The organism is Pseudomonas sp. GW821-FHT09E12, assembly GCF_059416085.1.
On record NZ_JBWKOM010000012.1, the window covers coordinates 25,792 to 50,452 of the forward strand.

20 protein-coding genes are annotated in these 24,661 nt (G+C 61.9%); 5 read left to right on the forward strand and 15 right to left on the reverse strand.

The annotated features are described in order from the left end of the window. Window positions 1-30: 30 nt before the first annotated feature. The 8 genes from AC07PQ_RS28160 to AC07PQ_RS28195 all read right to left on the reverse strand — a co-directional run bounded on the left by AC07PQ_RS28160 (window position 31) and on the right by AC07PQ_RS28195 (window position 11,086). On the reverse strand, window positions 31-987 hold the full coding sequence (locus AC07PQ_RS28160) for a fatty acid desaturase family protein (RefSeq protein ID WP_007929454.1): 957 nt from the start codon (window positions 985-987) through the stop codon (window positions 31-33). Window positions 988-1,013: 26 nt separating this feature from the next. Beyond that, the gene (locus AC07PQ_RS28165) at window positions 1,014-2,045 is read right to left on the reverse strand and encodes a ferredoxin--NADP reductase (RefSeq protein ID WP_007929452.1); all 1,032 of its coding nucleotides are present in this window, start codon (window positions 2,043-2,045) and stop codon (window positions 1,014-1,016) included. Then, the gene (locus tag AC07PQ_RS28170) at window positions 2,042-3,346 is read right to left on the reverse strand and encodes a fatty acid desaturase (RefSeq protein WP_053262533.1); all 1,305 of its coding nucleotides are present in this window, start codon (window positions 3,344-3,346) and stop codon (window positions 2,042-2,044) included. Before AC07PQ_RS28170 ends, AC07PQ_RS28165 begins: the two co-directional genes overlap by 4 nt. A gap of 79 nt (window positions 3,347-3,425) precedes the next feature. Next, entirely contained in the window at window positions 3,426-4,562 is a 1,137-nt protein-coding gene (locus tag AC07PQ_RS28175) for an acyl-CoA dehydrogenase family protein (RefSeq protein WP_101339002.1), read from the reverse strand. Window positions 4,563-4,590: 28 nt separating this feature from the next. Further along, window positions 4,591-7,203 (reverse strand): aminotransferase class III-fold pyridoxal phosphate-dependent enzyme, encoded by a 2,613-nt coding sequence (locus AC07PQ_RS28180; RefSeq protein WP_007929444.1) that lies wholly within the window; start codon window positions 7,201-7,203, stop codon window positions 4,591-4,593. Next, window positions 7,196-7,474, reverse strand: a complete 279-nt coding sequence (locus AC07PQ_RS28185) for an acyl carrier protein (protein WP_007929443.1) — start codon at window positions 7,472-7,474, stop codon at window positions 7,196-7,198. Before AC07PQ_RS28185 ends, AC07PQ_RS28180 begins: the two co-directional genes overlap by 8 nt. A gap of 904 nt (window positions 7,475-8,378) precedes the next feature. Beyond that, window positions 8,379-9,248, reverse strand: coding sequence for a LuxR C-terminal-related transcriptional regulator (locus AC07PQ_RS28190; RefSeq protein WP_493186595.1), 870 nt, complete (start codon window positions 9,246-9,248; stop codon window positions 8,379-8,381). Continuing rightward, window positions 9,245-11,086 carry a fatty acyl-AMP ligase gene (locus AC07PQ_RS28195; protein WP_493186596.1) on the reverse strand — a complete coding sequence of 614 codons (1,842 nt, stop codon included), beginning with the start codon at window positions 11,084-11,086 and terminating at the stop codon, window positions 9,245-9,247. Before AC07PQ_RS28195 ends, AC07PQ_RS28190 begins: the two co-directional genes overlap by 4 nt. Window positions 11,087-11,434: 348 nt before the next feature. Here AC07PQ_RS28195 and AC07PQ_RS28200 point away from each other — a divergent pair, with 348 nt between their 5' ends. The 3 genes from AC07PQ_RS28200 to AC07PQ_RS28210 all read left to right on the forward strand — a co-directional run bounded on the left by AC07PQ_RS28200 (window position 11,435) and on the right by AC07PQ_RS28210 (window position 15,000). Further along, on the forward strand, window positions 11,435-12,904 hold the full coding sequence (locus AC07PQ_RS28200) for an amidase (RefSeq protein ID WP_493186597.1): 1,470 nt from the start codon (window positions 11,435-11,437) through the stop codon (window positions 12,902-12,904). 14 nt (window positions 12,905-12,918) lie between these two features. Further along, window positions 12,919-14,061, forward strand: a complete 1,143-nt coding sequence (locus AC07PQ_RS28205; RefSeq protein ID WP_493186598.1) for a fatty acid desaturase family protein — start codon at window positions 12,919-12,921, stop codon at window positions 14,059-14,061. Window positions 14,062-14,295: 234 nt separating this feature from the next. Continuing rightward, window positions 14,296-15,000: a hypothetical protein gene (locus tag AC07PQ_RS28210; RefSeq protein WP_007929715.1), complete on the forward strand. Its 705-nt coding sequence runs from the start codon at window positions 14,296-14,298 to the stop codon at window positions 14,998-15,000. A 97-nt stretch (window positions 15,001-15,097) separates the two neighbouring features. Here AC07PQ_RS28210 and glyA read toward each other — a convergent pair whose 3' ends face one another. Beyond that, complete coding sequence (gene glyA / locus AC07PQ_RS28215; protein WP_493186599.1) at window positions 15,098-16,453, reverse strand: serine hydroxymethyltransferase; 1,356 nt, start codon at window positions 16,451-16,453, stop codon at window positions 15,098-15,100. A 494-nt stretch (window positions 16,454-16,947) separates the two neighbouring features. Between glyA and AC07PQ_RS28220 the strand changes: the two genes are divergently transcribed. Continuing rightward, window positions 16,948-17,550 carry a helix-turn-helix transcriptional regulator gene (locus AC07PQ_RS28220; protein WP_493186600.1) on the forward strand — a complete coding sequence of 201 codons (603 nt, stop codon included), beginning with the start codon at window positions 16,948-16,950 and terminating at the stop codon, window positions 17,548-17,550. Continuing rightward, a complete protein-coding gene (locus AC07PQ_RS28225) occupies window positions 17,537-18,418 on the forward strand; it encodes a queuosine precursor transporter (protein ID WP_493186601.1) in 882 nt (293 codons plus the stop codon). Before AC07PQ_RS28220 ends, AC07PQ_RS28225 begins: the two co-directional genes overlap by 14 nt. A gap of 91 nt (window positions 18,419-18,509) precedes the next feature. Here AC07PQ_RS28225 and queC read toward each other — a convergent pair whose 3' ends face one another. From queC to cyoA, 6 genes are all read right to left on the reverse strand, one after another. Beyond that, a complete protein-coding gene (gene queC, locus AC07PQ_RS28230; protein ID WP_007929707.1) occupies window positions 18,510-19,208 on the reverse strand; it encodes a 7-cyano-7-deazaguanine synthase QueC in 699 nt (232 codons plus the stop codon). Between the two features lie 118 nt (window positions 19,209-19,326). Continuing rightward, window positions 19,327-20,214, reverse strand: a complete 888-nt coding sequence (gene cyoE, locus AC07PQ_RS28235; RefSeq protein WP_025806166.1) for a heme o synthase — start codon at window positions 20,212-20,214, stop codon at window positions 19,327-19,329. An 11-nt stretch (window positions 20,215-20,225) separates the two neighbouring features. Further along, complete coding sequence (gene cyoD / locus AC07PQ_RS28240) at window positions 20,226-20,561, reverse strand: cytochrome o ubiquinol oxidase subunit IV (protein ID WP_007929704.1); 336 nt, start codon at window positions 20,559-20,561, stop codon at window positions 20,226-20,228. Further along, on the reverse strand, window positions 20,561-21,187 hold the full coding sequence (locus AC07PQ_RS28245; protein ID WP_007929702.1) for a cytochrome o ubiquinol oxidase subunit III: 627 nt from the start codon (window positions 21,185-21,187) through the stop codon (window positions 20,561-20,563). The genes cyoD and AC07PQ_RS28245 overlap by 1 nt, the downstream gene beginning before the upstream one ends. Window positions 21,188-21,190: 3 nt before the next feature. Beyond that, window positions 21,191-23,209 carry a cytochrome o ubiquinol oxidase subunit I gene (cyoB, locus tag AC07PQ_RS28250; protein ID WP_007929700.1) on the reverse strand — a complete coding sequence of 673 codons (2,019 nt, stop codon included), beginning with the start codon at window positions 23,207-23,209 and terminating at the stop codon, window positions 21,191-21,193. Window positions 23,210-23,212: 3 nt separating this feature from the next. Further along, window positions 23,213-24,154 (reverse strand): ubiquinol oxidase subunit II, encoded by a 942-nt coding sequence (gene cyoA / locus AC07PQ_RS28255; protein ID WP_007929698.1) that lies wholly within the window; start codon window positions 24,152-24,154, stop codon window positions 23,213-23,215. Window positions 24,155-24,661: the final 507 nt, after the last annotated feature.

Consider the following 24,661-nt stretch of genomic DNA (forward strand, 5'->3'; position numbering starts at 1 on the left):
TGGCGCTCCTTCGGGCGCTGTAAATGTAGCTCACGCCGCTCGCCGAGGTTCGGCGCAAGTTGTTACCGGACGTCGCGCGAACATCCGCGCCAGCAGCCAGCGGTCGCGCAGGTAGGGCTTGTTGTCCAGCAGCGCCGCCAGCCGCGGCAGGTTGACGAAGGGCACGCCGGGGTAGATGTGATGCTCGACGTGGTAGTTGATATTGGCCCACAACAGGCCGATCAGCCGGTCGCTGACGGTCACGGTGTTCTTCGCCAGGTCCAGGCGCTGCGGGTCGCCAACCGCCAGGGTGGCCATGGGGAAGTGCTCATAGCCCCGGGAAATCGGGTTGATCACCAGCGCCAGCAACAGCAGCGGCACGATGAAAATCAGCACGAATTGCAGCATCAGCCCCTGGCTGTAGCACCAGGCGCCGATCGCCGCCATCGACAGCAGATTGAACGCCAGCTCGCGCAGCACCCGGTTGCGCACCGCCTTGCCGTAGCGCACCAGGGAAAAGTAGATGAAGCGCGGCACGAACACGGCGATGCGCAGGAACATCCACTTCACCCCGCCGGTGTAGTTCCAGTCGTCGGGGTCCTTGTCCGGGTCGCCCAGGTAGCGGTGATGGTATTTGTGGCACTCGGTGAAGGAGGAAAACGGGAACACGATGAACCAGGCCATGAAGCGCCCGACCCACAGGTTCAGCGCCGCCGAACGAAAACCGCTGGCATGCCCGCAATCGTGCTGCAGCACGGTGAAGGCATGCAGCTGGTTGCCCAGCACCAGCACCGCCAGCGCCAGGCCCCAGGGGTTGTCGCCGAGCAGGATGTACAGCGCCGCCGCGCACCAGACCAGCACATGCAGTACCGACCAGAGCACGAACTTCAGCGGCTGCGGCTGCATCAGTGCCTGCAGCTGGGCCTGGCGCTCGCGGTCGACCCGCAGTTCGGCGCGCTTGGCCAGCCGCAGTTCGTCCTCGGCGGCGTGGTGGGTTGAATGATTCATGAATTGACCTTCCTCTGTCTGTATCGCTAATCGACTTGCAGGCGCACGTCGTCCGTCAATGGATAGCCCACGCACAACAGTGCCTGGCCCCGGTTCAGTTCGTCCGCCGACAGCCCATGGTCCTCGCGCATGCGTACCTGCCCCGCCAGCCGGGTGCAGACGCAGGCCGTGCAGAAACCGCTGCGGCAGGAAAACGGTGGCTGCACGCCGCTGGCCAGGGCCGCGTCGAGCAGGGTCTGGCCCGGGGCGACCGTGAAACTGAACGCCTGGCCCTGCATCAGCAGTTCCACGCGTTTTTCCGTGTCGCCACTGGCCACTGGCGCCTTGGCCGGGGTGAAACGCTCCTGGTGCACGCTTTCCGGGGCGATGCCCAGGGTCTCCAGGGCGGCGGTCACCTCGTCCATCATGCCGCTGGGGCCACAGCTGTAGTATTCGCGGGCTTGCGGGCCGGGCAGCGCGCCGAGAATGTCGATCACCCGCTGCCGGGTCAGGCGTCCTTCGTGGGCCCCCGGGGTGTCTGGCCGCGACAGCACATGCACCAGTTGCAAGCGCTCGCCGAAGGTCTGGCGCAGCTGGTCGAGCTTGTCGCGGAAGATCACCGACTCCTGATTGCGGTTGCCGTAGATCAGCGACACCTGGGCATCCGGCTCGAAGTGCAGCGCCGACTTGAGGATCGAGAAGATCGGCGTGATCCCGCTGCCCGCCGCCAGCAGCACCAGGTGCCGCCCCCGGCCCGGCTGCGGGGCGAAGGTGAAGCGGCCGTGGGTGCCGAGGGTCTGCACCGCGTCGCCGGCGCTCAGCTCCTGCACCAGGCGGTTGGAAACCTTGCCGCCGGCCACGCGCTTGACGGTGATCGACAGGGTCTTGTCCAGCCCCGGCGTGCTGCTGATGGAATAGGCGCGGCAGCCCTTGGCGCCGTCGACGTCGACCTCCAGGGTCAGGTACTGCCCGGCGCTGTAGCGGACTTTGCGCAGCAGCGGCTGCTTGAGGTGAATGGTCACCGCATCGTCGGTTTCCCGTTCGATGGCGGCGACTTTCAAGGTCAGGGGACGGTTCATGGCTGGCCCAGGGCGCTGTGCGCGGGGGTGGGTTCGTCGGCGTTGCGCGGTGTGGCGAGGCGCCGTTGATGGGCATGTTCATGGGCCGCGATGGGCGCCGGCAGCACCCGGAATTGCAGCAGGCGGACTTTCTCTGCGTGGTCCAGCGGCTGCCACCAGTCGAGCTTGTCCGCCAGCGCATCGAAGCGGCGCAGCATCAGCAGCACGAACAGGCCGAATACGCTGAGGTCGCGAAACACCATGGAACCTGCGGCCGCCAGTTCCGGCTTGAGCCGCTCGAACAGCGCCGGGCTCTCCGACCAGTGGCCGACGGACCAGTGATGGTGGCAGGCGTGGTAACCCTCGTTGAGGATATTCACCGGTGTTTCCAGCAGGGTCACGGTGTTGTACATCCAGTCCTTGGGGTCTTGCTGGCCGCCGTAGAAGGCGTGCTGGCTCCAGTGGATGACGCCCATCAGGAAGTTGCTCGCGCACCAGGGCACCAGCATGTAGAGCACGGCGATCGGCAGGCTGTAGCACGCCAGTGCGACGAACAGCCCGACATGCACCAGGTTGCCCATGACCATGGCCCGGGCCTGGCTGCGCTTGTGTTTGCTCTTGAAGTACAGCCAGGGCGAAACCATGAACTGCTGGTACATCACCTCGCGCACCATATACACGGCGAAATCCCAGGCGCTGGCATGGTCGTAGCGCGCGGTGGCGTAGACATCCAGCGGCCCGGCGTTTTCCCGGTGATGCTGTTGCAGGTGCGCCGCCGCATGGGGGATCAGGCCCATGGGAATGGCGAAGAACATGTACAGGAAGGAATTGCCGACCCAGCGATCGAGCAGGCTCGAACGCTTGAAGATACCGCCGGGCACATGGCCTTCCTGATGCATGGCGCTGAAGGAGCGGACAAAGCCGCGAATGTTCGGCCCATAGACGAAGGCGTAGAACAGCAGCACCAGCAGCCAGGAGATTTCCTTGAGCCACAGCTGGGCGATGAACACCGGCCCGGCGGTCAGGCCCAGGCTGATGGCGGCGGCCAGGATCGGCTCGTCCCGCGGGTCCTTGAGCAAGCGGTCGGCCAGGGGTTGCAACAAGCGGTGATAGCTCGTCACCAGCCAGTTGCCCAGGGCCTTCATGCCCGGCAGCCACGACAACGACCGGCGCCCGGCCTGCAAGGTGCATGACAGGGCCAGAATCACAGCGATGGCCGCGGTGTTGAACACCAGCAGCAGGCTGAACAGCGGAATAGCCAGGCAGTGAAACCCGCGACCGACATTGGCCGGGCGCGGCGGATAGAGAAAATCGCTACTCATGCTTCTACTCCATTAGGCATGTTGCCGAGGCCGGAGCGGCGCCAGGGGCGCCGAAGCTCCGACTGCGGTAGCAGGCGAATCAGGCGCTGTAGGACTCGCGCAGGAACTGCGCCAGCAAGGGCGTGGCGGCACTACGGGAGATCGGGTGGAAGCCGATCGCCCGGGAGGCCGCCAGCAGATAGGCCACTTCGTCGGAGGCGATGAACGCCATGCCACCCAACAGCTCGACGCTGAGGTTGGTCGCCCGCTCGATCGCCGCCTGCACCAGGAAGCGCGTGCACAGCGCCTTGTGGTAGGTGTTCATCGGCGCATCCTGTTGCGCCTGCAGTTCGCCGGCGGTGCCGAGCAGCGCCTGATGGGCGCCCTCCAGCTCGATGCACAGCAGGGCCAGTTGCGCGGGGTCGGCGAAGGGCTTTCTCAGCAACCGGTCGACCAGCGCCGAAGCCACGCCCAGGTAGCTGCCGCCGACCATCAGCTGGAACCAGCTCAGGCCGTTGAGCGAGGTTTCCATGGCGGTGGCGGCCACTTCTTCGCTGTCGGCGCCGTCGGCCAGCAGCATGCGCTCGCTGGGCACGAACACGCCGTTGAACACCAGTTCGTTGCTGTCGGTGGCACGCAGTACCGTGGCGTTCCAGAAGGGTTCGCGGGTGATCGTGCTGCCATCGGCAAAGACCACGGCAAAGCCCTGGCTGACGCTGCCGTCGTCCTGTTCACAGGCGACGCCGACCACGATCACGTCCATGTGGTGGCTCATGGTGCAGGGCTTCTTGCTGCCGTCGAGGACAAAACCGCCCTTCACCGGCCGCGCCTTGACGCTGCGATTGAAGATCTCCGAGCCCGGCTTGCCCTCGGCGAAGGCCGAGGCGATCAGCAGCTGGTTCTGGGTGATGCCCCACAGCAGCTCTTCCGCCGCCGGGATCAACCCGCCCAGTTGCACGATGGTGGCGATGGTGTGGTGATGCATGGTCATCATCACCGCCAGGGATGGGCACAGCGAACCGATGGCGCGCAGGATCTCCACGGTTTCCTCCGGCGAGGCGCCGAGGCCGCCGTAGGTCTCGGGGATGATCAGGCCGGCGGCGCGGTAGTCGCGAAACAGCCCGCAGAGCACGGCCGGGTCGGCTTGCTCCAGGGCCATCAGGCCGCGCTCCCGGAGGGCGGCGAGCAGGCCCGGCAGGTACTTCTCGGTGGCGTTGCGGGCGTTGTGCATCGACATGGTGTGGACTCCTTTCTCGTTGTCAGGGTTAACCGGCTTTTTCGATCAACTGCTCCACCGCGGGGGCGAAACCGAAGGCTCGGGCCAGGTCGAAGATCGCTTCGGCATCCTCCAGTGGAGGACGCTTGCCGATGCTGTAGTCGCGCTGCAGGCCGGCCATGGTCAGGACCATGGTTTCGGCCAGGCAGCTGAAGGTCACGCCCGTGGGCAGACCGGTGAGGTTCTGTTGGCCGAAACGCTGGCTGCGGTCGGGCAGATGGATCAGGCCGCCTTCGATCACCGTGACGTCCGGGCGCAGTGCCAGAGTGACGTGGCCGATGTCCGGCGGCTGCGCGCAGTCGCAGATGATCGCGTTCTGATGCAGCACCAGCGGGTCGATAAAGGCCGAGCCATTGGAGGTGGCCGAGAGCACGGTTTCCAGGCGCGGCAGCCAGTGGCCCAGGTCCGCGGTGATCACCAGCGGCGGCTGCACCTGCGGCTTGCCCTGGGCCAGGGCATCGACGCTGTCGAACAGCGTGCGCAATTGCTCCTCGTCGCCAAGGTCGCGATCCAGCAGTTGCTCGACGCTGGCCAGGCTCGGCAGGAGCAGCACCAGGGTCTTGGCGATGCCGCTGCTGTGGCCGCCCTGGATCTGCAGCAAGGCATCGCGATACAACTCGCCGGCCACCAGCCGCAGCTCGTCCATGGCGCCCCGATTGGCCCCATTGCCGAGCAAGACCAGGTGCTCGCAGAAGCGCCCCAGGCGCAGGCTGGCCAGGCGCCCCACCGAACCGTAGGCACCGATCACCCCGGTCAGGCGCTTGGCCAGCGGCGCACCGCGGTTGGCGCAAGTGCTCAGCAGCGCATCGACACCGACCATGGCCGTCAGGCTGTTGCCGGTGGTGGTATGGAACCGCTCGTTGATGACATCCACGCCGGCACTGGAAATCACCGAGGTGTAGGCCCCCAGCCCGACGAAATCCACCTCCAGCTCGGCGACGCTGTCCAGGTAGTTGGCCAGCAGCTTGCGCCGCTTGCCCAGGCTCAGGCGCATCAGGTCGCGCGGTTGCAGCAGGCTGCCGACCAGCCAGCCTTCGACGTAGTCGCCGGCATCGTTGTAGACCCGGCGGGCGTGATAGGACACCCCGGCGTCGAGGTCGGGCTTGGCCCATTCGGAGAAGTCGTCGAGCCAGCCCTGCATAAAGGTTTTTTCCGCCGCCGACAGCCCCAGGCCGTCCACCACGCTGTCGCCGTTGACGCTCTCGGCGGTGGTCGGGTGCAGCAGGAAGGCGAAGCGCCCCAGGCAACGCCCGCTGCTGCGTGGTTTGCCCGCTGCGATCCAGGGGCTCAGGGCCCCCCGGGGCCCGGCATAACCGTGGGCTTCGAGAATCAAGCGGTGTTGCTGGTTATGCACCACCAGTTCCGCCACCGCCTTGAGGCCTTCGAGCAGCAGGTCGATATCGGCGCGCTCGATGCACAGCGGCGGCTGGATGCGCAGCACATTGCCTTCGGTGAGGGTCGGCAGGCAGTACACGCCATGCCGGCTTTTCAGGTAGCCGCAGACGATCGGCACCAGGGCGCCGAAAGCGCTGGCCAGGGACAGCGTATACAGGCGCTCGCCGCTCCAGCGCCGAAACTTCAGGCCGAGCATCAGGCCGCGGCCGTCGAGGCTGTGGAACACCTCGGGATAGTCCTGCACCAGCCGCGACAGCCCGGCGTACAGGTAGGCGCCCTGCTCCGCCGCATGCTTGAGCTGGGCGCCGTCGTTGGCGGTGAGCTGGTCGAGCACGGCCAGGCCGATGGCGGCGCTGAAGCCGTTCACGGCGAAGGTAGAACTGTGGTGCCGGTCGAAATCGCGGCTCCAGCACTGCTCGCCGTAGATGCACGCGCCGATGGCCGCGACGCCGCCGCCCAAGGCCTTGGCCAACAGCACCACGTCCGGTTCCAGACCGTGGGCGGTGGCGGCGAACAGCTCGCCGGTACGGCCCAGGCCGGTCTGGATCTCGTCGAGCACGAACAGGGTGCCGTATTGGCGACAGAGGTTCTGCGCCGCCAGCAGGTAGCCTGGCGGCGGGGTGATCATGCCCGCCTCGCCCTGCACCGCCTCGACGAAAAAGGCCGCGGCGCGCCGGGTTTTCAGCAGCGCCTCGAGGGCCTCCAGGTCGCCATAGGGCACATGGCTGAAACCGTCGGCGCGGATCTGGAACGGCTCGCGGTAAGTGGCCTTGCCGGTGACCCCGACCGCGCCCTGGGTCTTGCCGTGAAAACCGGTCAGGGTGCCGATCACCAGCTCACGCTGGGTCGCGGCGCGACACAGCTTGATCGCCGCTTCGACGGTTTCCGCGCCGCTGGTGGTGAAGGTCACCTTCGAGTGGGTACCCGGCGCCAGCTCGATCAGGCGTCGCGCCAGTTCTTCGGCGCCGGGGTTGATCAGCGGCTGGACCAGCGAGGCCTGGCCGCTGGCGAGAAAGGTGTGGATCGCCTCAGTAATAGGCGCCGCGCCATAACCGAAGGGCACCGCGCCGAACTGGCCGACGAAATCGATCAGGGTCTGGCCGCTGGCGGTTTCGATGCGGGTGCCCTGGGCGCGCACCACGGTCTCGTTGAGGCCGACGAATTCCAGCAGTTCCTGGCGGGTGATATTGAGCAATGAATCAGCCATGACTGACCTCCCTCACTGCGCCGAACGCGCCCTGGTTGATGACGCCGTACAGGTGCTGGCTGACCTTGCTCACGGTGTCGTGCAGGTAGGCCAGCTCAGGGTCCAGGGAGATGCCGAAACGGTCCTCGAACTCGGCGGACAGGCCGACGATCAGCACCGAGTCGACGCCCATCTCGTGGAACGAGCGCTCGACGTCCAGCGACCCGGAATCGACCTCCAGCAGGCTGGCCAGGGTTTCGGTCACGGCAAAGGTTATTTCGTCTATGTGCACAGTCGCCTCCCAGCGTATTTCGCTTCCTTTGCATGGCCGTTGGCCCGCGCCAACCGCGTGGTGAAACCAGCGGATCAACGCTTGGGCAGGCGTCATGATGCAAACGCGTGTTGAGTGTGGATAACCCGACGGAGCAGGCTATTTGCTACACCCCGATGCTCGGCGTCATGCCGGTTCAGCTCAATACTCCGTAAGGAGTAGCGAGCCCTGTAGCCGCTGCCGCAGGCTGCGATAGGACCGAAGGTCCTCCAGCGGTCTCAAGATCCCTGCGCCTGCTGCGCAGTCGATCGCAGCCTCGCAAGCTCGGCAGCGGCTACAAGGTTTAGCGCCGACCGGTAGGTCGCGCATGGCGCAGCTTTGGCTTTTGATCTACCCGCCCCATCGGGAGGCCGAGCGGAGGCGTTCATCAGGGGGATGGCGCGCAGCGCCCCTCGACGCAGTCGAGGACATCGTATGGAGGTCGAAGCGAAGCCGACCGGAGTCGATGCCCCCTGATGGACGCCGGAGCGAGGGAACCTGAGCGCAACGAAGGCCGTACGCAGGGGCGAGACCTTTTGGTTACTTTTGGCTGGGCCGGCATTCCGGGCGTTTGCCAAAAGTGACCCGCCGTAAGGGCGGAACCGCCAGCAACCGTTACCGCAGAAATGGATATGTACACCGACCAACATCCCCAGCGAGGCCACCATCGTCATCGCGGGCAAGCCTCGCTCCTACAGAAGCCTTCCCCTGCCGCCAGCCAAGAATGGATATGTACCCCGTCCAAAACAAGCAGCGAAACCACCGCCGCCATCGTGGCCAATCGAGCGTCGACCGGCCGCTCCTACAGAGGCGCAGGCGACGCCGAAGCACTGACCCCCGTCAGCACTGTGGAAGGGTTACCGGATGAAAGACAGGCAGGCAGCACTCACTCGTCGCAGAACAACGCCGCGATCTGCGCCCGACTCGACGCCTGGAGTTTAGAGAAGATGTTCTGCAGATGGGTTTTCACGGTCTTGTCGCTGATGCCGAGGATCTGGCCAATCTCCCAGTTGGTCTTGCCTCGGGCCACCCAGTGCGAAATCTCCGCTTCGCGGCTGGACAGGATGGACAACAGTTGATGGTTCGGCCCCGGGTTGTGGCGCAACAGCTTGCTGCCCAGCGCCCGGTTCAGGGCAATGTGCAGGTACGGGGCGAAGACCATCATGCGCATTTTGCTTTCATGGGCCACGGTGGCCGAGATGTTGTGAAAGAAGTAGCCGGTGAAGGTGTTGCGGTGCAATCCGGGCAGCAGGGTCCAGCCCAGGTTGCGTATGCCGTGTTCGCGAAAGATCTTCGCCCACACCTGGTCCTGCGAGTTGCCCAGGCGCTCCAGGGTGGTGAACTTGGGGCGCCCGCAATGCTCGATGGGGTCGATGCCCAGCGGCGGAATCATGCCGTCGCGACCGACGATGGCCTTGATCAGGTCATCGGAGACGCTGTCCGGATGAATCAGGTGCGAAAAGAACACCCGGTGCGCGCGGACCCGGCCGCTGGCGAACACGAAGTTCTCACAGGGCAGGATCTGCGGCAGCGCCAGCTGGGTCTGCTGCGTCAGCTCGGCGATGCTGCGCGCCGAGGTGATGGAGTTGAGCACGCTGGTCAGTTGCAGCCGTTGCTGGCTGTCGGTGGGCGGCAACGACAGCACCGACCGCGGGCGGCTGGCCAGTTCCAGCCGCGGTTCGCAGAAGGCCGGCTGGGCGAACAGCAACGCCGCGGGCTTGGGCGCATGCACCGGGCCGATCGATAGACTGGTCATGCTTCCACGACCTGGCTGTCGACGGTGATGCCACGCAATACCCGGCCGTTGCTCTCCACCGCGACCACCGACTTGTCCAGCGGGTGGACTTCGGCCGGCGCGGCATCATCGAGTGCCGCCAGCCAGGGAGCGAACTGCTTGCGGCACTCCTGGCGCTTGATCTTGCCGCTGGAGGTACGCGGCAACGACCCGCCGAACACCAGCAACAGCACCGGCCGCGCCAGTTGGTGCTGTTGCCACAGCCGCGCTTTCAAGTCGCTGAACAGCTGTGGCAGGTCGAGGCTGCGCAAGGCACGCCGTTCGATTTCCTGGGCGATCACCACCTGCTCGCTGTCGCCGGTCTCGATGCTGAAGGCCGCGGTGCCATCCGGGCGAAAGCTGTCATGGGTGCGCAGCACGGTGTTCTCGATATCACCAGGGTGATGGTTGACGCCATTGACGATGATCAGGTCCTTGAGCCGCCCGGTGACGAACAGCTCGCCGTCGAGCAGGAAGCCCAGGTCGCCGGTGCGAAAGTAGCGCGACCAGCCGAGCGCCGGCGGGGCCGGGCGAAAGGCCGCGGCGGTGCTCTCCGGGCGCTGCCAGTAACCGCTGGCGACGCTGTCGCCGAGGATGCAGATCTCCCCGACCCGCCCGTCTTCCAGCGGCTGCTCGGTGTGCGGGTCGCAGATGAACGGACCCTGCCCGGGGATGCCGCGGCCGCTGCTGACCAGAGTGCGCAGGCGCAACTCGGCGTCGCTGCCCGGGCCTTCATGCAGGCATGCCACATTGTCCTCCAGCAAGCCGGCATGGAACTGACGGATCACCGGCTCGCGCTTGCTGCCGCCGGCGCTGACCATCAGCGTGCCTTCGGCCAGCCCGTAGCAGGGAAAGGCCGAGGTGCTGGCAAAACCGGCGCGGGCGAAACGCTCATGGAAGGCGGCAATGGTCTGCGCCCGCACATGCTCGGCGCCGTTGAACGCCACCTCCCAGCTGCTCAGGTCGAGGCCGGCCAGCTCTTCGTCCTTGATCTTGCGCAGGCACAATTCATAGGCGAAATTCGGCCCGCCGCTGACGGTGCCGCGGTAGGTGCTGATGGCCTGCAACCAGCGCAGCGGCCGTTGCAGGAAGTGGATCGGCGCCAGCAAGGTCGAGCCGAAGCCGACGAACAAGGATTGCAGGATGCCGCCGATCAGCCCCATGTCGTGATACGGCGGCAGCCAGCTGACCAGGTGGCTGTCCTTGTGGGTCAAAAAACCGCGGCTGATGCTGCGCGAATTGTGAATCAGGTTGCCGTGGGTCACCGCCACTCCTTTGGGAATCCCGGTGGAGCCGGAGGTGTATTGCAAAAAGGCGATATCGTCCCGGGTTACCGGGACGGCCCGCCACTCGCTGGCCAGGGCCAGATCGAGACTCGCCATGTCCAGCACCCGCGGACTCTGCGCCTGCCCCAGCCGGGCCCGGATGGTCGGGACATCCTCGCCACTGGCCAGTGCCGCCGTCGGCTGGCAGTCGTCGATGATGCCGTCCAGCCGGTCCAGGGTCTTGGTCGCCCCCGGCGGGTAGGCCGGCACCGCCACCAGCCCGGCATACAGACAGCCCATGAAGGCGATCACATAGTCCAGGCCTGGCTTGAGCAGGATCAGCACCCTGTCCCCCGCCTGGCAATGCCCCTGCAGCCGGACCGCCGCCGCTCGGGCCGCGCGGTCCAGTTCAGAGAAGGTGATCAGGGTTTCTTCGTCTCGCCCGTTGTGCAGAAAACGATAGGCCAATCGGTCCGGGATCGTATGGGCGTGAAGCTGCAGACATTCCGAAAAATTCGCATACGGAACGTCGCTATCGTGGTCGTTCGTAGTCATTATTTTGTGTCCAGGCAGCCGTACTTAGCCATCTCCCGCAAGGCCCGAAATCTGCGGCCTTGCGCATCCATTACGCTTGATCATCCTCTGGGAGCGCGCAGTCGAAGTTAATACTCCGAACGGCGTATACCCGCAATTTCCGCCCCCGGCGCATATTCGCCTCACAGCTCGATGCATGCATGGCTTTTTGCCATATCACTTGCAGTCATCAGCTTTTTTCAAGGATGTGAAGCCGATATATCCAGGCCCGTGCAAGCCGGGCCTGTGCAACCGGCCATGCCATCAAACCCAGGCCGGAGCGGGAGCGCCCCGGTATCGCCAGCAGCGTGCGCAGCACGGGAGAACAGGATGTCTTTTAGCGAATACGCCACCTTCGATGCGGTCGGCCTGGCCGATCTGGTCAGGACCGGGCAGGTACGCCCCTCCGAACTGCTGGAGGAAGCCATACGCCGCATCGAAGCCTTCAACCCGGCGGTCAACGCCGTGGTCTACAAAGCCTACGACAAGGCCCGGGCGCAGGCCGCCGCACAAGACAAGGCGCCGCCGACCGGCGCGCTGCACGGTGTGCCGTTCCTGCTCAAGGACATCCTCGGCGACTGCCAGGACCTGCCTTCGACCCTCGCCTCGCGCATGCTGCAAGCGCGGGTCATGCCCCAGGACTGTGAGCTGGTGAAGCGCTTTCGCCAGGCCGGACTGGTGTTCGTCGGCAAGACCAACGCCCCGGAGTTCGGCATTCTGCCCACCACCGAAGGCGCCTTCCATGGCCCGGCGCGCAACCCGTGGAACCTGGAGTATTCCACTGGCGGCTCCAGTGGCGGCGCGGCCGCCGCGGTGGCCACCGGCATGGTCCCGGCGGCCCATGGCAACGACGGCGGCGGCTCGATCCGCATTCCCGCGTCCTGCTGCGGCCTGGTCGGCCTCAAGCCGACCCGGGCGCGCAACTCCCTGGCCCCGGACTTCGGCGAGCTGCTCAGCGGCCTGCTGGACGAACATGTGCTGACCCGCAGCGTGCGCGACAGCGCCGCCCTGCTCGATGCCACCCATGGCGTGGTGCCGGGCGACCCGTATCGCGCGCCGCCGATGCAGGGGCGTTTTCTCGACCAGCTCGGCCGCGAACCGGGGCGCCTGCGCATCGCCTATTCCAGTACCGACCCGGCCGGGCGGCCGCTGCACCCCGACTGCATCGCGGCGGTGGAAAGCACCGCGCGCCTGCTCGAATCCCTCGGCCACCATGTGGAAGAAGCGGCGCCGCAGCTGGACCTGCAAAGCTTCGCCGAAGCCTTCAGCGCCCTGTGGTTCTCCGGCATTGCCTTCGCCGTGGAACTGATGAGCCTGCAACTGGGACGCGGCCCGTTGCCCGGCGAGCTGGAAAACCTGACCCAGGCCGTGCATCAACGCGGCCTTGGCGTCAGCGCGGTGGAGTACCAGATGTCCGAGCTGGTGTTGCAGCAGGTAGGTCGGGAAATGGCGCGTTTCCACCAGACCTACGACTGCTGGCTGACCCCGACCCTGGCCCGGCCGCCGCTGCGCAACGGCGTGGTGGATATCCATTCCAGCGACCTGGAAAGCACCTACGGCCCGCTGATCGACTACAGCCCGTTCACTGCCATCCATAACGCCTCGGGGCAACCGGCGATTTCCTTGCCGTTGCACTGGAACGCCGAGGGCCTGCCGATCGGCCTGATGCTCAGCGCGGCCTTTGGCGAGGAAGGCCTGTTGTTCCGCCTGGCCGGCCAGTTGGAACAGGCATGCCCGTGGAAGGACCGGCGGCCACAGTTGTTCATGCAGCACAGCCCCGACGAAGCGGTTATCGGCTAAGGAGAGCACCGAGCATGCGCACGCTGGACACCTCGACCGCCTCTGCTTGTTGCCGCGCCGGCGCAGGCCAAGAACCGCACCAGCCGGGGGCCATCCCCTGGCCCACCGACGGCCTGGACCGCGAGCAGCTGGCGCGTTATGGCAAAGAGCTGATTCGCCAGACCCTGCCCTTCACCGTGGAAAACCGCCGCCTGAGCTGGTGGCATTTCTACTCGACGCTGCTGGTGATCGGGCTGTTCGGCGCGGCCGTGGCCCTGCCGCTGTGGTGGCCGCTGCGCCTGGGTTGCAGTGTGCTGCTGGGCTTGTCCCTGGTGCGCATGTTCGTGCTGTACCACGACTACATGCACGGTGCGATCCTCAAGGGCTCGCGTTTTGCCGAGGTGTTTTTCAAGACCTTCGGCCTGCTGCTGATGGCCCCGCCGACACTGTGGAAGCAGTCCCACGATTACCACCACGGGCACAGCTGCCAGTATGTCGGCGCGCAGAAAAACCGCCTGCCGCTGCTCTCTACTCACACTGACCTGGGCACCTTTCCCCTGCTGTCCACCGAGGAATATGCCCGCGCCGGGCGCCTCAAGCGCTTGCGCTACCGCGTCGCCCGACACCCGCTGATGATCCTGCTGGCGTCATTCAGTATCTTTATTTTCAGCATCTGCATGGTCTCGCTGATCACCCAGCCGCGGCATCGACTGTGGTCGCTGCTGGCCCTGGCGCTGAACCTGGCGAGCGCCGTCGCCCTGGCGCTGCTGGCGCCGGACATCCTGCTGTACGGGGTGCTGGTCCCCAGCCTGTCCGGCTCGGCGCTGGGCGCCTATATGTTCTACTGCCAGCACAACTTCCCCGGCGTGCGTTACCCCGAGCGCGCCGACTGGGACTACGCGGCCACCGCGGTGTTCTCCTCCAGCTACATGCGCACCGGCCCACTGATGGCCTGGTTCACCGCCAATATCGGCTACCACCATGTGCACCACGCCAACTCGGGCATCCCCTTCTACCGCCTGCCGCAAGCCATGGCGGCGATCCCGGCGCTGCAATCGCCGATCACCACCTCACTGCACCCACGGGATATCTACCGCTGCCTGCGGCTCAAGCTGTGGGACCCGGCGCGCCAGCGCATGGTCTCGTTCGCCGAGTTTCATCAGCAGGCGCGACGCTGAAGGAAATGAGACAGGAACGGCTGCCATGCGACGCCAAGCGTTGCCCGGTGAACGCTCGCCTGGGATGATCGGTGCCGGAATTTTCCCGTCGATCGCGGGTCAGTAGAGCCACGCCTTTTCGCACCGGTCCGTTGGTCCGTGACAATGGGGCCTCGGTCCCATAAATTAGGCGCCCTGAAAAGGCCCGGTGCTTTTCTAGCCTCATTTCCAGTTAAACGAAGTAGTGAAATATCAATGTCCGATTCCAATACAGAAGAATCCGTAAACGCCTTGTCGTCCAAAGCGGAATACGAAAACGCCATCAATCTTTCACAGCATGTCTCCCAGGCCAAGACCATCAGCGAGATGGTCCTCGACGCTTTCCAGTCCACCAAGGAAAGCGACCAGATCCGCGAATTGCGCGCCGAGATCCGCCAGGCTCACGACCGCTTCGACGACGACCGCGCCTATGAACTCATGGGCCAACTCAAACAGCTCAAGGACGCCGAGGCCGCCGACAGCGCCGCCCTGGAAGACCTGAGCAGCAAATTCCCGATCAGCCGCATCCTGTCCAGCTACAAGGATGACCCGAGCTTCCAGGAGCTGGTCTACGGCCTGGCGCTGAAGGTGCTGAACCAGACCCACCAGGCCATCAGCAGCCCGGGTGGCGGCAAGAGCAAGGCCTCGCGGGCCAAGAAGGAAATGGAAGTGTTCGCCATCAGCAAGGACGGCATCAGCGTCACCCTGCCGATCCGCCCGCGCTCCAAGGCCAACGTCGACCGTGAAGCCTTCGAGTTCCTCGGTTTCGCCTTTGTCGGCGAAGGCGACGAAGCGGAACTGGAAAGCGAAGTGTTCTTCGACAAGGACGGCAACGAACAGCCGGCCACGCGCAAGAACATCGTCACCGCGATCCAGCAGCAGACCGCGTTCGAAGGCTACAGCGCTCTACAACAGCAGTAACCCGTACCCGCGGGCTGGCTCGCGCAGACGGCGGATCGGGCAACAGTGCAGTGCGCCCTTCGCCGGCTGGCTCCTACGAATCAAAGGCCGGGGCCCCTCAGTTGCCCCGGTAATCGGCGATGGGATACATCGCGCACAAAGCCTCGGTCTGAAGACGGAACTGTTCCTGCAGCTCAGGCTCCAGGCGGTACTTCTGCTCGCTGAGGGGCGTCACCTTGTCCAGTATCCGGCAGACCAGTTCGACGACTTCACGACAGCCCTGGGGATCGATGTAGCGTTGGGCGATGGAGCCCGTGCCGATACACAAGCCATTGGCGACGAATGAGGATCGGGTTTCCCCCAGTGCGCGGTTTTTACTCACGATGATGCCGCATCGCTCCAGTGCCGAGGCGGCAATCGAACCGCTAACCCCACCACGCAGCCTGAGCAGAATCGTGTGGTTCTCCGTCCCCCCGCCCACGACTTCGTAGTCCTGCGCCATGAATGCGCTGGCCATTGCATCGGCCGTGCTGCGAATCCGTCCCATGTAGGCGTCGAACTCCGGGGTCATCGCGTAGCCCAGCGCAGCCGCCTTGGCGGCAATCATGTTGACCGCCGGCGAGCCCTGCATCCCGGGGAATACCGCTTGCTCAAGGACACGACTGAAGCTCGCCCTCAGGCCGGGAACCTTGGTGTCGGCGTCCCGGCCGGAAAGGATGAGGCCGCCACGCGGCCCCGCGAGTTGCTTGTGGGTACACGCGGTGGTGACGTGCGCCACGTCGATCGGGCTCGGATGTCGACCCGTTGCGACCAGCCCGGCGATAGAGGAGATATCCGCCAGCAGGATAGCCCCGGCCTCGTCGGCAATAGCGCGAAAGCGTTGGAAGTCCACGACCCGGGAATAGGCCGTCGCACCGCAGATGATGATGCGCGGACGATGGGCGAGCGCCAGATGGCGTACTTCTGCGTAATCGATCACGCCCTGCGATGTGGTGCCGTAGCGGATCGCCTTGTAGTGAGCGCCTGTGAATGCGACAGGGCTGCCGTGGGTCAGGTGCCCGCCATGATCGAGGGCCATGCCGAGAATGGTGTCCCCGGGCTCGAGCAGGGCAGCAAGCACCTGGTAGTTGGCGTTGGAGGCGGAATGCGACTGTACGCTGGCATATTGCGCCCCGAACAGCTCCCGCGCCCTGCGAATCGCCAGGGACTCGACCAGATCGACGTTCTCGCAGCCGACATGATGGCGCTTGCCTGGTATGCCCTCGGCGGTGACGTTGACCAGTGCCGAGGCAGACGCCGCGAGGATTCGAGGGTTGGCCGCGCAGGAAGATGAAACCAGGGACAGTGTGCGGTGTTGACGCCTGACTTCAGCGTCCAGGATCCCAGCCAGTTCGGCGTCTTCTGCCCGCAGATCCGCCAAACCTCGTCGCAGCAGGTCGGCCTGGTTCCTCAGTGGTGCTGTATAAGCTGCCATCGTTCGGTATTCCTTCCTTGTCATTTGCGTGCCACGAACGACAGCACGCTTCCTGATTTAACGTTCGCGAGCCGCTAATTAATCAAAGAATTAAACATTTTCCAAACAAAATGCTTCTTTTCCGAGAATCAGGAGGGGACAGCAGATTTGCGTTGCCGCCGAATATTCGTCAATCGAGGCCAGGGCACCGGACGTTTCGGGGCTTTATTGTCATGACTGGGACATGCAACACTTGCCGCCGCGGCGCCTCCGGTCCGGACCCTCCCGACAATTCCGAGCGCGCCCCATACCGACAGCGAAATATCCCAGGATGGATGCAGGCTGGCTAAAGGAGTGCTAGCGAGTTGGTACAGGCCACGAAAGAACCCGACAAGCTCTAGCCGCATCAATCCGACTGTTCTCACCTTTGGCGTCGAGCAGTTGAATGTCATGCACGGCACGCATTCCATGAAAGACCCTATGCGTGGCGACTATAAGGAAATGGTGAGCATTTGATGCACAGAAGAGAAAGAACAGAGTATTTGAAGAGCAACATCAAATACCTGATAAAAAGTCGCGGCGAGACGCAACTGTCTTTGTGCAATGCCAGCGGCCTGACCCGAACGACCATATACAACATCCTGGAAGGCAAGGTCAGCAACGTACAGCAATCCACCATTCGCAAAATCTCCGATTTCTTCGGTGTCTCCTATGAAGAAATAGAAACCGTCGATTTTGAAGAGAAGGAGATCATCGACAGCAGTATTTCCCCACAAGGAAACATGAACCCGGCGGCGGTTCCGATCCTCAAGGAAAGCCTGCTGATGATCAACATGGACAAACGGATTGGCGAACTGGCCATACTTCATCCACTGACCTATTACTTCGGCGCATCCTACAACTTGATAGCGGTGCTGCTCGAGAATGAGATCAAGGGCCTGTACGAGGCCGGTGACCTGTTGATCATTCAAAAGGGCACATCGACCGACGACAAGGAAAAACTGGTTTACGACAGGCAGACAAAAAAGCTGTTCATCATCAATGAGCCATGCTCCGACTCAGATCGAGTATTTGTGGTGGGTGACATCATCGAGGAGCGATTCAATGACAGCTTATGAAGGCGAACTCGAGAACAGCAAATACAAACTTCTGGGCTTTGAAAACAACAAGAACCTGGCCGTGATCATGATCATCGCCACAGGCAAAGTCATAAAGATCAAATTAAGCGAAGTGCTTAACAGCGAAATAATGGAAAACCTGAACAAAATGGAAGTTAAAAATATTTACAAGAAGCTCTACTCCCAAGGAGGAGCACTTACTGCATACGACCTGAATGACCGCCACGAAAGCTCATGGATGATTTATATCATCCTGAATCTACTGCTCTTTACATTTTATATATTCACCAGCATTGCCGCCACCAAGCCCATTTATCTTGAATCACTTGGCATCATTATCACTCCGGGCACCTTTCTTTACCCTCTGACCTTCCTGATCGTTGACCTGTTGAACGAAAACTTTGGCCTCAGGCTGGCAAGAAAAGCGATCTTCTTTGCCTTCGCCAGCAACGCCATGATTATCGTCCTTCTGTATGGCTCGACCTTTCTTCCCGGCCTGCCGGGCTGGAAGCTCGACACCCCGTACAACGACGTCATCATTCATGTGTCATCCGTGCTGGTGGCATCTTCGGTCTCGTTCCTGGTTTCGGAAAACATAAACTCTTACTTGCTATGCAAAATAAAAGAGCTGACCAACTCCAGATTCCTGTTCCTGCGGATATTCTTGAGCACGCTGTTCGCGGTCATTATTGACAGCTTCGTGTTTTGCTACATTGCCTTTTACGGCTCGATGGAGAACAACGACATCCTGAACATGATTTATGTGCAGATCGCGATCAAGGTATGTTTTGCCTTCTTCAACATCTTGCCTGCCTATGGCGCAAGGTCACTGTTCAAGAAATACATAACGGACAGCCAGGCAAAATAGTACGACCACGCTTGGCTCGAGCTGATGGATTCAACACTCATCCAGCAGGCAGATGCAGTGTTGAACTCCATTGAGACGGTCGATCAAGCCTTCATTGCAGGTTCATCTTGCTTCTCAAGCTGTTCATGACTTCTGCCTTGTTCCCCAGATATTCATTCAGCCCTCTGCTGCGAAGATTGCATGCATCGCAATTGGCACAGCCGCTGCCGATAACGCCGTTGTAGCAGGTCAGGGTCTGCTCGCGAACCAGGCTCAACTGATGGTGATGATCCGCCAGCGCCCAAGTCTCCGACTTGTTCAGCCACATCAGCGGAGTCTCAAGGCGCAGGCGGTATTCCATGCCCAACTCGACGGCCTTGTTCAAGGCCTTTACAAACTCGTCACGGCAATCGGGATAGCCGGAGAAGTCCGTTTCACATACCCCGGTAATGACCGTTTCAGCCTTTACCTGGTAGGCATAGATAGAGGCCAGGGTCAGAAACAGAATATTCCTTCCCGGTACGAAAGTGCTGGGCAGGCTTTCGCCCGAACTGTTCACCGTAGGAACCGGGATATTGTCCCGAGTGAGACTGCTGATCGCCAATTCATTGAGTAGCGAGGCATCCAGCACTTTGTGGACTGTCGCCCCCAATTGCTTCGCGAGTTGCTGCGCCACTTCGATTTCTGCGCGGTGGCGCTGACCGTAATCAAAGGTAATGCAGTGCACTTCATCATAGAGCGGCAATGCGTGGATCAGACAGGTCGTCGAGTCCTGCCCGCCACTGAATACGACAACAGCTTTTTTCTTCATCATTCTGCTTCCTGCATGAATAGAGTCATTTGAATATTTAAACAGCCCACTGACTGACACTCAATAAAAAAGCCCCGCGCTTCTCTCGAAGGCGGGGCTTTTTCATAGCGTTTGCAGCTTATGGCGCGTAGGTCAGCAGCAGCTCGCTCGGTACCTTGAAATCCAGGGACATCATCACGCTCAGCGCGGTGATGGTGAAGATCGAGAACACGAACAGCTTGCGCGCCCAGACGGTGTCGTCCACCGCCTTGTAGCCGGTCCAGGCCATGTACAGCCAGTACATGCCCATCGCGGCCGCGACGGCCAGGTAGCTCATGCCGGCATACCCGCTGAAGGTCAGCATCAGAGTCGCCACCAGGAACGCCAGGATGTAGAGCAGGATGTGCTTCTTGGCCACCAGGATGCCGCGCTTCACTGGCAGCACCGGAATCGATGCGGCCAGGTAATCGTTGAAGCGGAAGATCGCGATGGCATAGGAATGCGGCATCTGCCACAGGCTGAACATCACCAGCAGGGTCAGCGCGGCCATGTCGAAGCTGTTGCTCACGGCCACGTAGCCGATCACCGGCGGCATCGCCCCCGACAGGCTGCCCACCAGCGTGCCGTGCACCGACTTGCGCTTGAGGTACAGGCTGTAGAAGCCGACGTAGATGACGAAGCCGATCACGGCAAACAGCGCCGCCAGCGGATTGGCCACCTTGTACAACAACGCAACGCCGGCGACACCCAGGATGGTCGCGTAGACCAGTGCCACTTTCAGGGAGATCAGGCCCTGGACCAGCACACGGTTCTTGGTGCGTTCCATCTTCAGGTCGATGTCACGGTCGATGCAGTTGTTGAACACGCAACCGGAAGCCACCACCAGGGACGTGCCGATCATCGCGGCCAGGAAGATGGCCAGATCGACATGTCCCTTGGAGGCCAGGAAAAAACCGCCCGCCACAGAAAGCACGTTACCGAAAATGATCCCCGGTTTGGTGATTTGGATAAAGTGCTTGAGCGACATCGGGTCTTACCTCACTTCGCCATCATGTAGGTGTGGATGCTGAACATGATCCACAACGACAGACCAACCAGCAGGACGATCACCAGGGCAGCGAAGACGAACGCGATCACGTTGTTACGCTGGGCCTCGGAGCGGTCCAGGTGCAGGAAGTACACCAAGTGAACCAGGACCTGGATCACCGCGAAGGCGAGCACGATCATCAGGGTGATGGATTTCGGCAGGGTCGGGTACATCACCAGGCCGAACGGGATGATCGTCAGGATCACCGACAGGATGAAGCCGATGGCGTACGACTTTACGCTGCCGTGGCCCGCATCATGGCTGTCATGGGAGTGTGCATTAGCCATTACATAGTCCCCATCAGGTAAACAACGGTGAAGACGCAGATCCAGACCACGTCCAGGAAGTGCCAGAACAGGCTCAGGCAGCTCAGGCGGGTCTTGTTGGTTGCGGTCAGGCCGTGCTTGTTGACCTGATACATCATGATCGCCATCCAGATCAGGCCGGCGGTCACGTGCAGACCGTGGGTGCCGACCAGGGTGAAGAACCCGGACAGGAAGCCACTGCGGCTAGGGCCGTAGCCTTCGGAGATCAGCAGGTGGAACTCGTTGATCTCCATGCCGATGAAGCCCAGGCCGAACAGGAAGGTCAGGGCCAGCCAGCCCAGGACCTGCTTCTTGTTGCCCCGGAAGAACGCCAGCATGGCGAAGCCGTAGGTGATCGAACTGAACAGCAGCAAGGCGGTTTCGCCGAGCACGTAAGGCAGTTCGAAGATGTCGTGGCCCGACGGGCCACCCGCTACGTTATTTACCAGTACCGCGTACACCGCGAAGATCGACGCAAACAGAATGCAGTCGGTCATCAGGTAGAGCCAGAAACCGTATACGGTCATCTCGCCCGAGTCGTGGTGATGGTCATCGTGCCCATGGTCATCGACATGGGTGTGTCCAGCATTGGTCACTAAGTTCGACATGGTTTAAGCCTGTTCCAACGAGGTTTCTACACGGTTGGCCGGAATCTTCTTCTCGGCTACCAGGCGAGCGTGCTGCTCGGCTTCGATGCGTTCGATCACGTCGACCGGCACCATGTAGCCTTGATCATCGCGAGCCGCGTGGATCACGAAATAGATCACGGTACCGGCCAGGCTAGCGATCGCCAGCCACCAGATGTGCCAGATCATCGCGAAACCGAAGACGGTCAACAGAGCACCCATCACCAGGCCGGTGGCGGTGTTGTTCGGCATGTGGATCGGTTCATAGCGAGCAGGCTTCTGGTACGCGGTACCGTTTTCCTTGGCTTCGGTGAACGGGTCGATGCCATTGGCCTTCGGCAGTACGGCGAAGTTGTAGAACGGCGGTGGCGACGAAGTCGACCATTCCAGGGTGTGGGCATTCCACGGGTCGCCGGAAACAGTCTGGTTCTGCTTGCGATCACGCACGCTGACGTACAGCTGGATCAGCTGGCAGGCGATACCGATGGCGATCATCACCGCACCGAACATGGCGACGTACAGGTACGGCACCCACTCAGGGTTGGTCGTGGCGTTCAGACGACGGGTCATGCCCATGAAGCCCAGTGCATAGAGCGGCATGAACGCGACGAAGAAGCCCGAGATCCAGAACCAGAATGCAGCCTTGCCCCAGCCTTCGTGCAGCTTGAAGCCGAACGCTTTCGGGAAGTAGAAGCTGAAACCGGCGATGTAGCCGAACACGGCACCACCGATGATCACGTTGTGGAAGTGCGCGATCACGAACAGGCTGTTGTGCAGTACGAAGTCAGCACCCGGGATGGCCAGCAGTACGCCGGTCATGCCGCCGATGGCGAAGGTCACCATGAAGCCCAGGGTCCACAGGACCTGGCTGGTGATACGCAGACGGCCGTGGTAGATGGTGAACAGCCAGTTGAACAGCTTCACCCCCGTCGGGATGGAAATCAGCATGGTCGCCAGGCCGAAGAAGGCGTTGACGCTGGCCCCCGAACCCATGGTGAAGAAGTGGTGCAGCCAGACCATGAAGCCCAGTACCGAGATCGCGCCGGAAGCGTAGATCATCGAGTGGTGGCCGAACAGGCGCTTGCCCGAGAAGGTCGAGATGACTTCGGAGAAGATACCGAACGCCGGCAGGATCAGGATGTACACCTCAGGGTGACCCCAAGCCCAGAACAGGTTCACGTACATCATTGGATTGCCACCAAGTTCATTGGTGAAAATGTGGAAATCCATGTAACGGTCGAGGGTCAGCAGTGCCAGGGTAGCGGTCAGGATCGGGAACGAAGCCACGATCAGCACGTTGGCCCAGGTGCAGGTCCAGGTGAAGATCGGCATGTCCATCATCTTCATGCCAGGGGTACGCATTTTCAGCACGGTGGCCAGGAAGTTGACCCCCGTCAGCGTCGTCCCTAGCCCTGATAGCTGTAGCGCCCAGATGTAGTAGTCGACACCCACGCCCGGACTGTATTGCAGGCCCGACAGCGGCGGATAGGCAACCCAGCCGGTCTTGGCGAATTCGCCGACGCCCAGGGACAGGTTGATCAGCACGACGCCGGAAACCAGCAGCCAGAAGCTCAGGGAGTTGAGGAACGGATAGGCAACGTCACGCGCACCGATCTGCAGCGGCACTGCAAGGTTCATCAGGCCGGTGAAGAAAGGCATCGCCATGAAGATGATCATGATCACACCGTGGGCGGTGAAGATCTGGTCATAGTGTTCAGGAGGCAGGTAGCCCGGCGAACCCTCGGTGGCCATGGCCAGCTGGGTACGCATCATGATCGCGTCGGCGAAGCCGCGCAGGAGCATGACCATGGCGACGATGATGTACATCACGCCGATTTTCTTGTGGTCGACCGAAGTCAGCCATTCGGTCCATAGGTAGGACCATTTCTTGAAGTACGTGATACCCGCGACAAGCGCCAGACCACCGAGGATGATCATGGCAACGGTCACCATGACAATCGGCTCGTGGAACGGTATCGCGTCCAGACTTAATTTACCAAACATCGTTTACTCCTCTGCCCCAGCAGCTGAATGCGAGCTCATGTCAGTCCCTTCCACAGCGGCCACTTCTTTCTTCTCGTGCTTGACCGGTGCGCCTGGTTTCATGCCTTCATACTTGTCGACAATTTTCTGAAACAGGTCCGGCGTGTACGAGGAGTACAGCGCGACAGGGTTGTTCTGGCTTGGCTTGGCAAGGGCTTCGTATTCAGCTTGATCAAGCTGTTTAGGTGCGGCCTTGACTTCGGCTACCCAGGCGTCGAAATCTTCCTGGCTCGTCGAGATCGCTTTGAATTTCATGCCGGTGAAGCCAGCGCCACTGTAGTTAGCGGAGATGCCTTCCATTTCAGCTTTCTGGTTGGCGATCAGGTGCAGCTTGGTCTGCATGCCTGCCATCGCATAGATTTGGCCGCCCAGGGCTGGGATGAAGAACGAGTTCATCACAGCGTCGGAGGTGATCTTGAAGTTCAGCGGAGTGTGCTCCGGGAACCGGATCTGGTTAACAGTGGCGATACCCTGGTCCGGGTAGATGAACAGCCACTTCCAGTCCAGCGCGACCACTTCGATGTTGATCGGCTTGACGTCGGATTCCAGCGGACGATACGGGTCCAGCGCGTGGGTGGACTTGTAGGTCACATAACCCAGGGCAATGATGATGAGGATCGGGACCAGCCACACCGCGATTTCGATCTTGGTGGAGTGCGACCACTTGGGCGCGTAGGTCGCGTTGGTGTTGGACGCGCGGTATTTCCAGGCGAACGCGAAGGTCATCACGATCACCGGAATCACGACCAGCAGCATCAGCAGGGTAGCGGTGATGATCAGGTTTCGCTCATCCAGACCGACCTGTCCCTTCGGGTCGAGCAAGGTCCACTTGCAGCCTCCCAGCATTAACATCATGCCAAGCAGCGGCAAAAAGCCTAGTAATCGGGGGTACCTGTTTTTACTCATCTCACGACCTCTAAAGCAGCTTGCGCCATGCAGTTGGGTTTTGATCGCCAACACTTCACCGTGCCAAGGGTTGGCATTTTTTCTTCGATTGAATAAGGGCCTGCCCGACGCGTTACGCGTTGTTTGACAAATCCTGGGCTAGCAGTGAGTTCTTATTCGAATTCGTGGTCAAAGGCCTTTTACAGACCAATTCCATTTGGTGCGGATATTTGGAAGGTGCCGACACCTGGGGTCGCATGGAGCGTCCAACGCCCCTCGACCGCCGCCGTATGCTCAGGGGTGAGCAGCGCCGGAAATTCAGTGCGGGCGATTGTAGATATGTAGCGTTTTATAAACCATGTCTTATCCCGAAATAATTTTTATCGGCTCGCGCAACAATGCGTGGCGATTATTGCAACGGGTCGCGATCATATCGAGATTCATTCGCAATAAAAAGCCCCAAAAACACCTTCCAGCCAAGTCGAAAAAGGCGCCTTTCACCCGTACAAAATCCACCGATGGCATCGC

Coding starts and splice junctions, on each gene's coding strand:
- AC07PQ_RS28195 (WP_493186596.1), bottom strand. CDS start 11,086: ATGACTACGAACGACCACGATAGCGACGTTCCGTATGCGAATTTTTCG.
- AC07PQ_RS28200 (WP_493186597.1), top strand. CDS start 11,435: ATGTCTTTTAGCGAATACGCCACCTTCGATGCGGTCGGCCTGGCCGAT.
- AC07PQ_RS28165 (WP_007929452.1), bottom strand. CDS start 2,045: ATGAACCGTCCCCTGACCTTGAAAGTCGCCGCCATCGAACGGGAAACC.
- AC07PQ_RS28220 (WP_493186600.1), top strand. CDS start 16,948: ATGCACAGAAGAGAAAGAACAGAGTATTTGAAGAGCAACATCAAATAC.
- AC07PQ_RS28225 (WP_493186601.1), top strand. CDS start 17,537: ATGACAGCTTATGAAGGCGAACTCGAGAACAGCAAATACAAACTTCTG.
- AC07PQ_RS28245 (WP_007929702.1), bottom strand. CDS start 21,187: ATGTCGAACTTAGTGACCAATGCTGGACACACCCATGTCGATGACCAT.
- cyoB (WP_007929700.1), bottom strand. CDS start 23,209: ATGTTTGGTAAATTAAGTCTGGACGCGATACCGTTCCACGAGCCGATT.
- AC07PQ_RS28210 (WP_007929715.1), top strand. CDS start 14,296: ATGTCCGATTCCAATACAGAAGAATCCGTAAACGCCTTGTCGTCCAAA.
- cyoD (WP_007929704.1), bottom strand. CDS start 20,561: ATGGCTAATGCACACTCCCATGACAGCCATGATGCGGGCCACGGCAGC.
- glyA (WP_493186599.1), bottom strand. CDS start 16,453: ATGGCAGCTTATACAGCACCACTGAGGAACCAGGCCGACCTGCTGCGA.
- queC (WP_007929707.1), bottom strand. CDS start 19,208: ATGAAGAAAAAAGCTGTTGTCGTATTCAGTGGCGGGCAGGACTCGACG.
- cyoA (WP_007929698.1), bottom strand. CDS start 24,154: ATGAGTAAAAACAGGTACCCCCGATTACTAGGCTTTTTGCCGCTGCTT.
- AC07PQ_RS28170 (WP_053262533.1), bottom strand. CDS start 3,346: ATGAGTAGCGATTTTCTCTATCCGCCGCGCCCGGCCAATGTCGGTCGC.
- AC07PQ_RS28160 (WP_007929454.1), bottom strand. CDS start 987: ATGAATCATTCAACCCACCACGCCGCCGAGGACGAACTGCGGCTGGCC.
- AC07PQ_RS28180 (WP_007929444.1), bottom strand. CDS start 7,203: ATGGCTGATTCATTGCTCAATATCACCCGCCAGGAACTGCTGGAATTC.
- AC07PQ_RS28175 (WP_101339002.1), bottom strand. CDS start 4,562: ATGTCGATGCACAACGCCCGCAACGCCACCGAGAAGTACCTGCCGGGC.
- AC07PQ_RS28205 (WP_493186598.1), top strand. CDS start 12,919: ATGCGCACGCTGGACACCTCGACCGCCTCTGCTTGTTGCCGCGCCGGC.
- AC07PQ_RS28190 (WP_493186595.1), bottom strand. CDS start 9,248: ATGACCAGTCTATCGATCGGCCCGGTGCATGCGCCCAAGCCCGCGGCG.
- cyoE (WP_025806166.1), bottom strand. CDS start 20,214: ATGTCGCTCAAGCACTTTATCCAAATCACCAAACCGGGGATCATTTTC.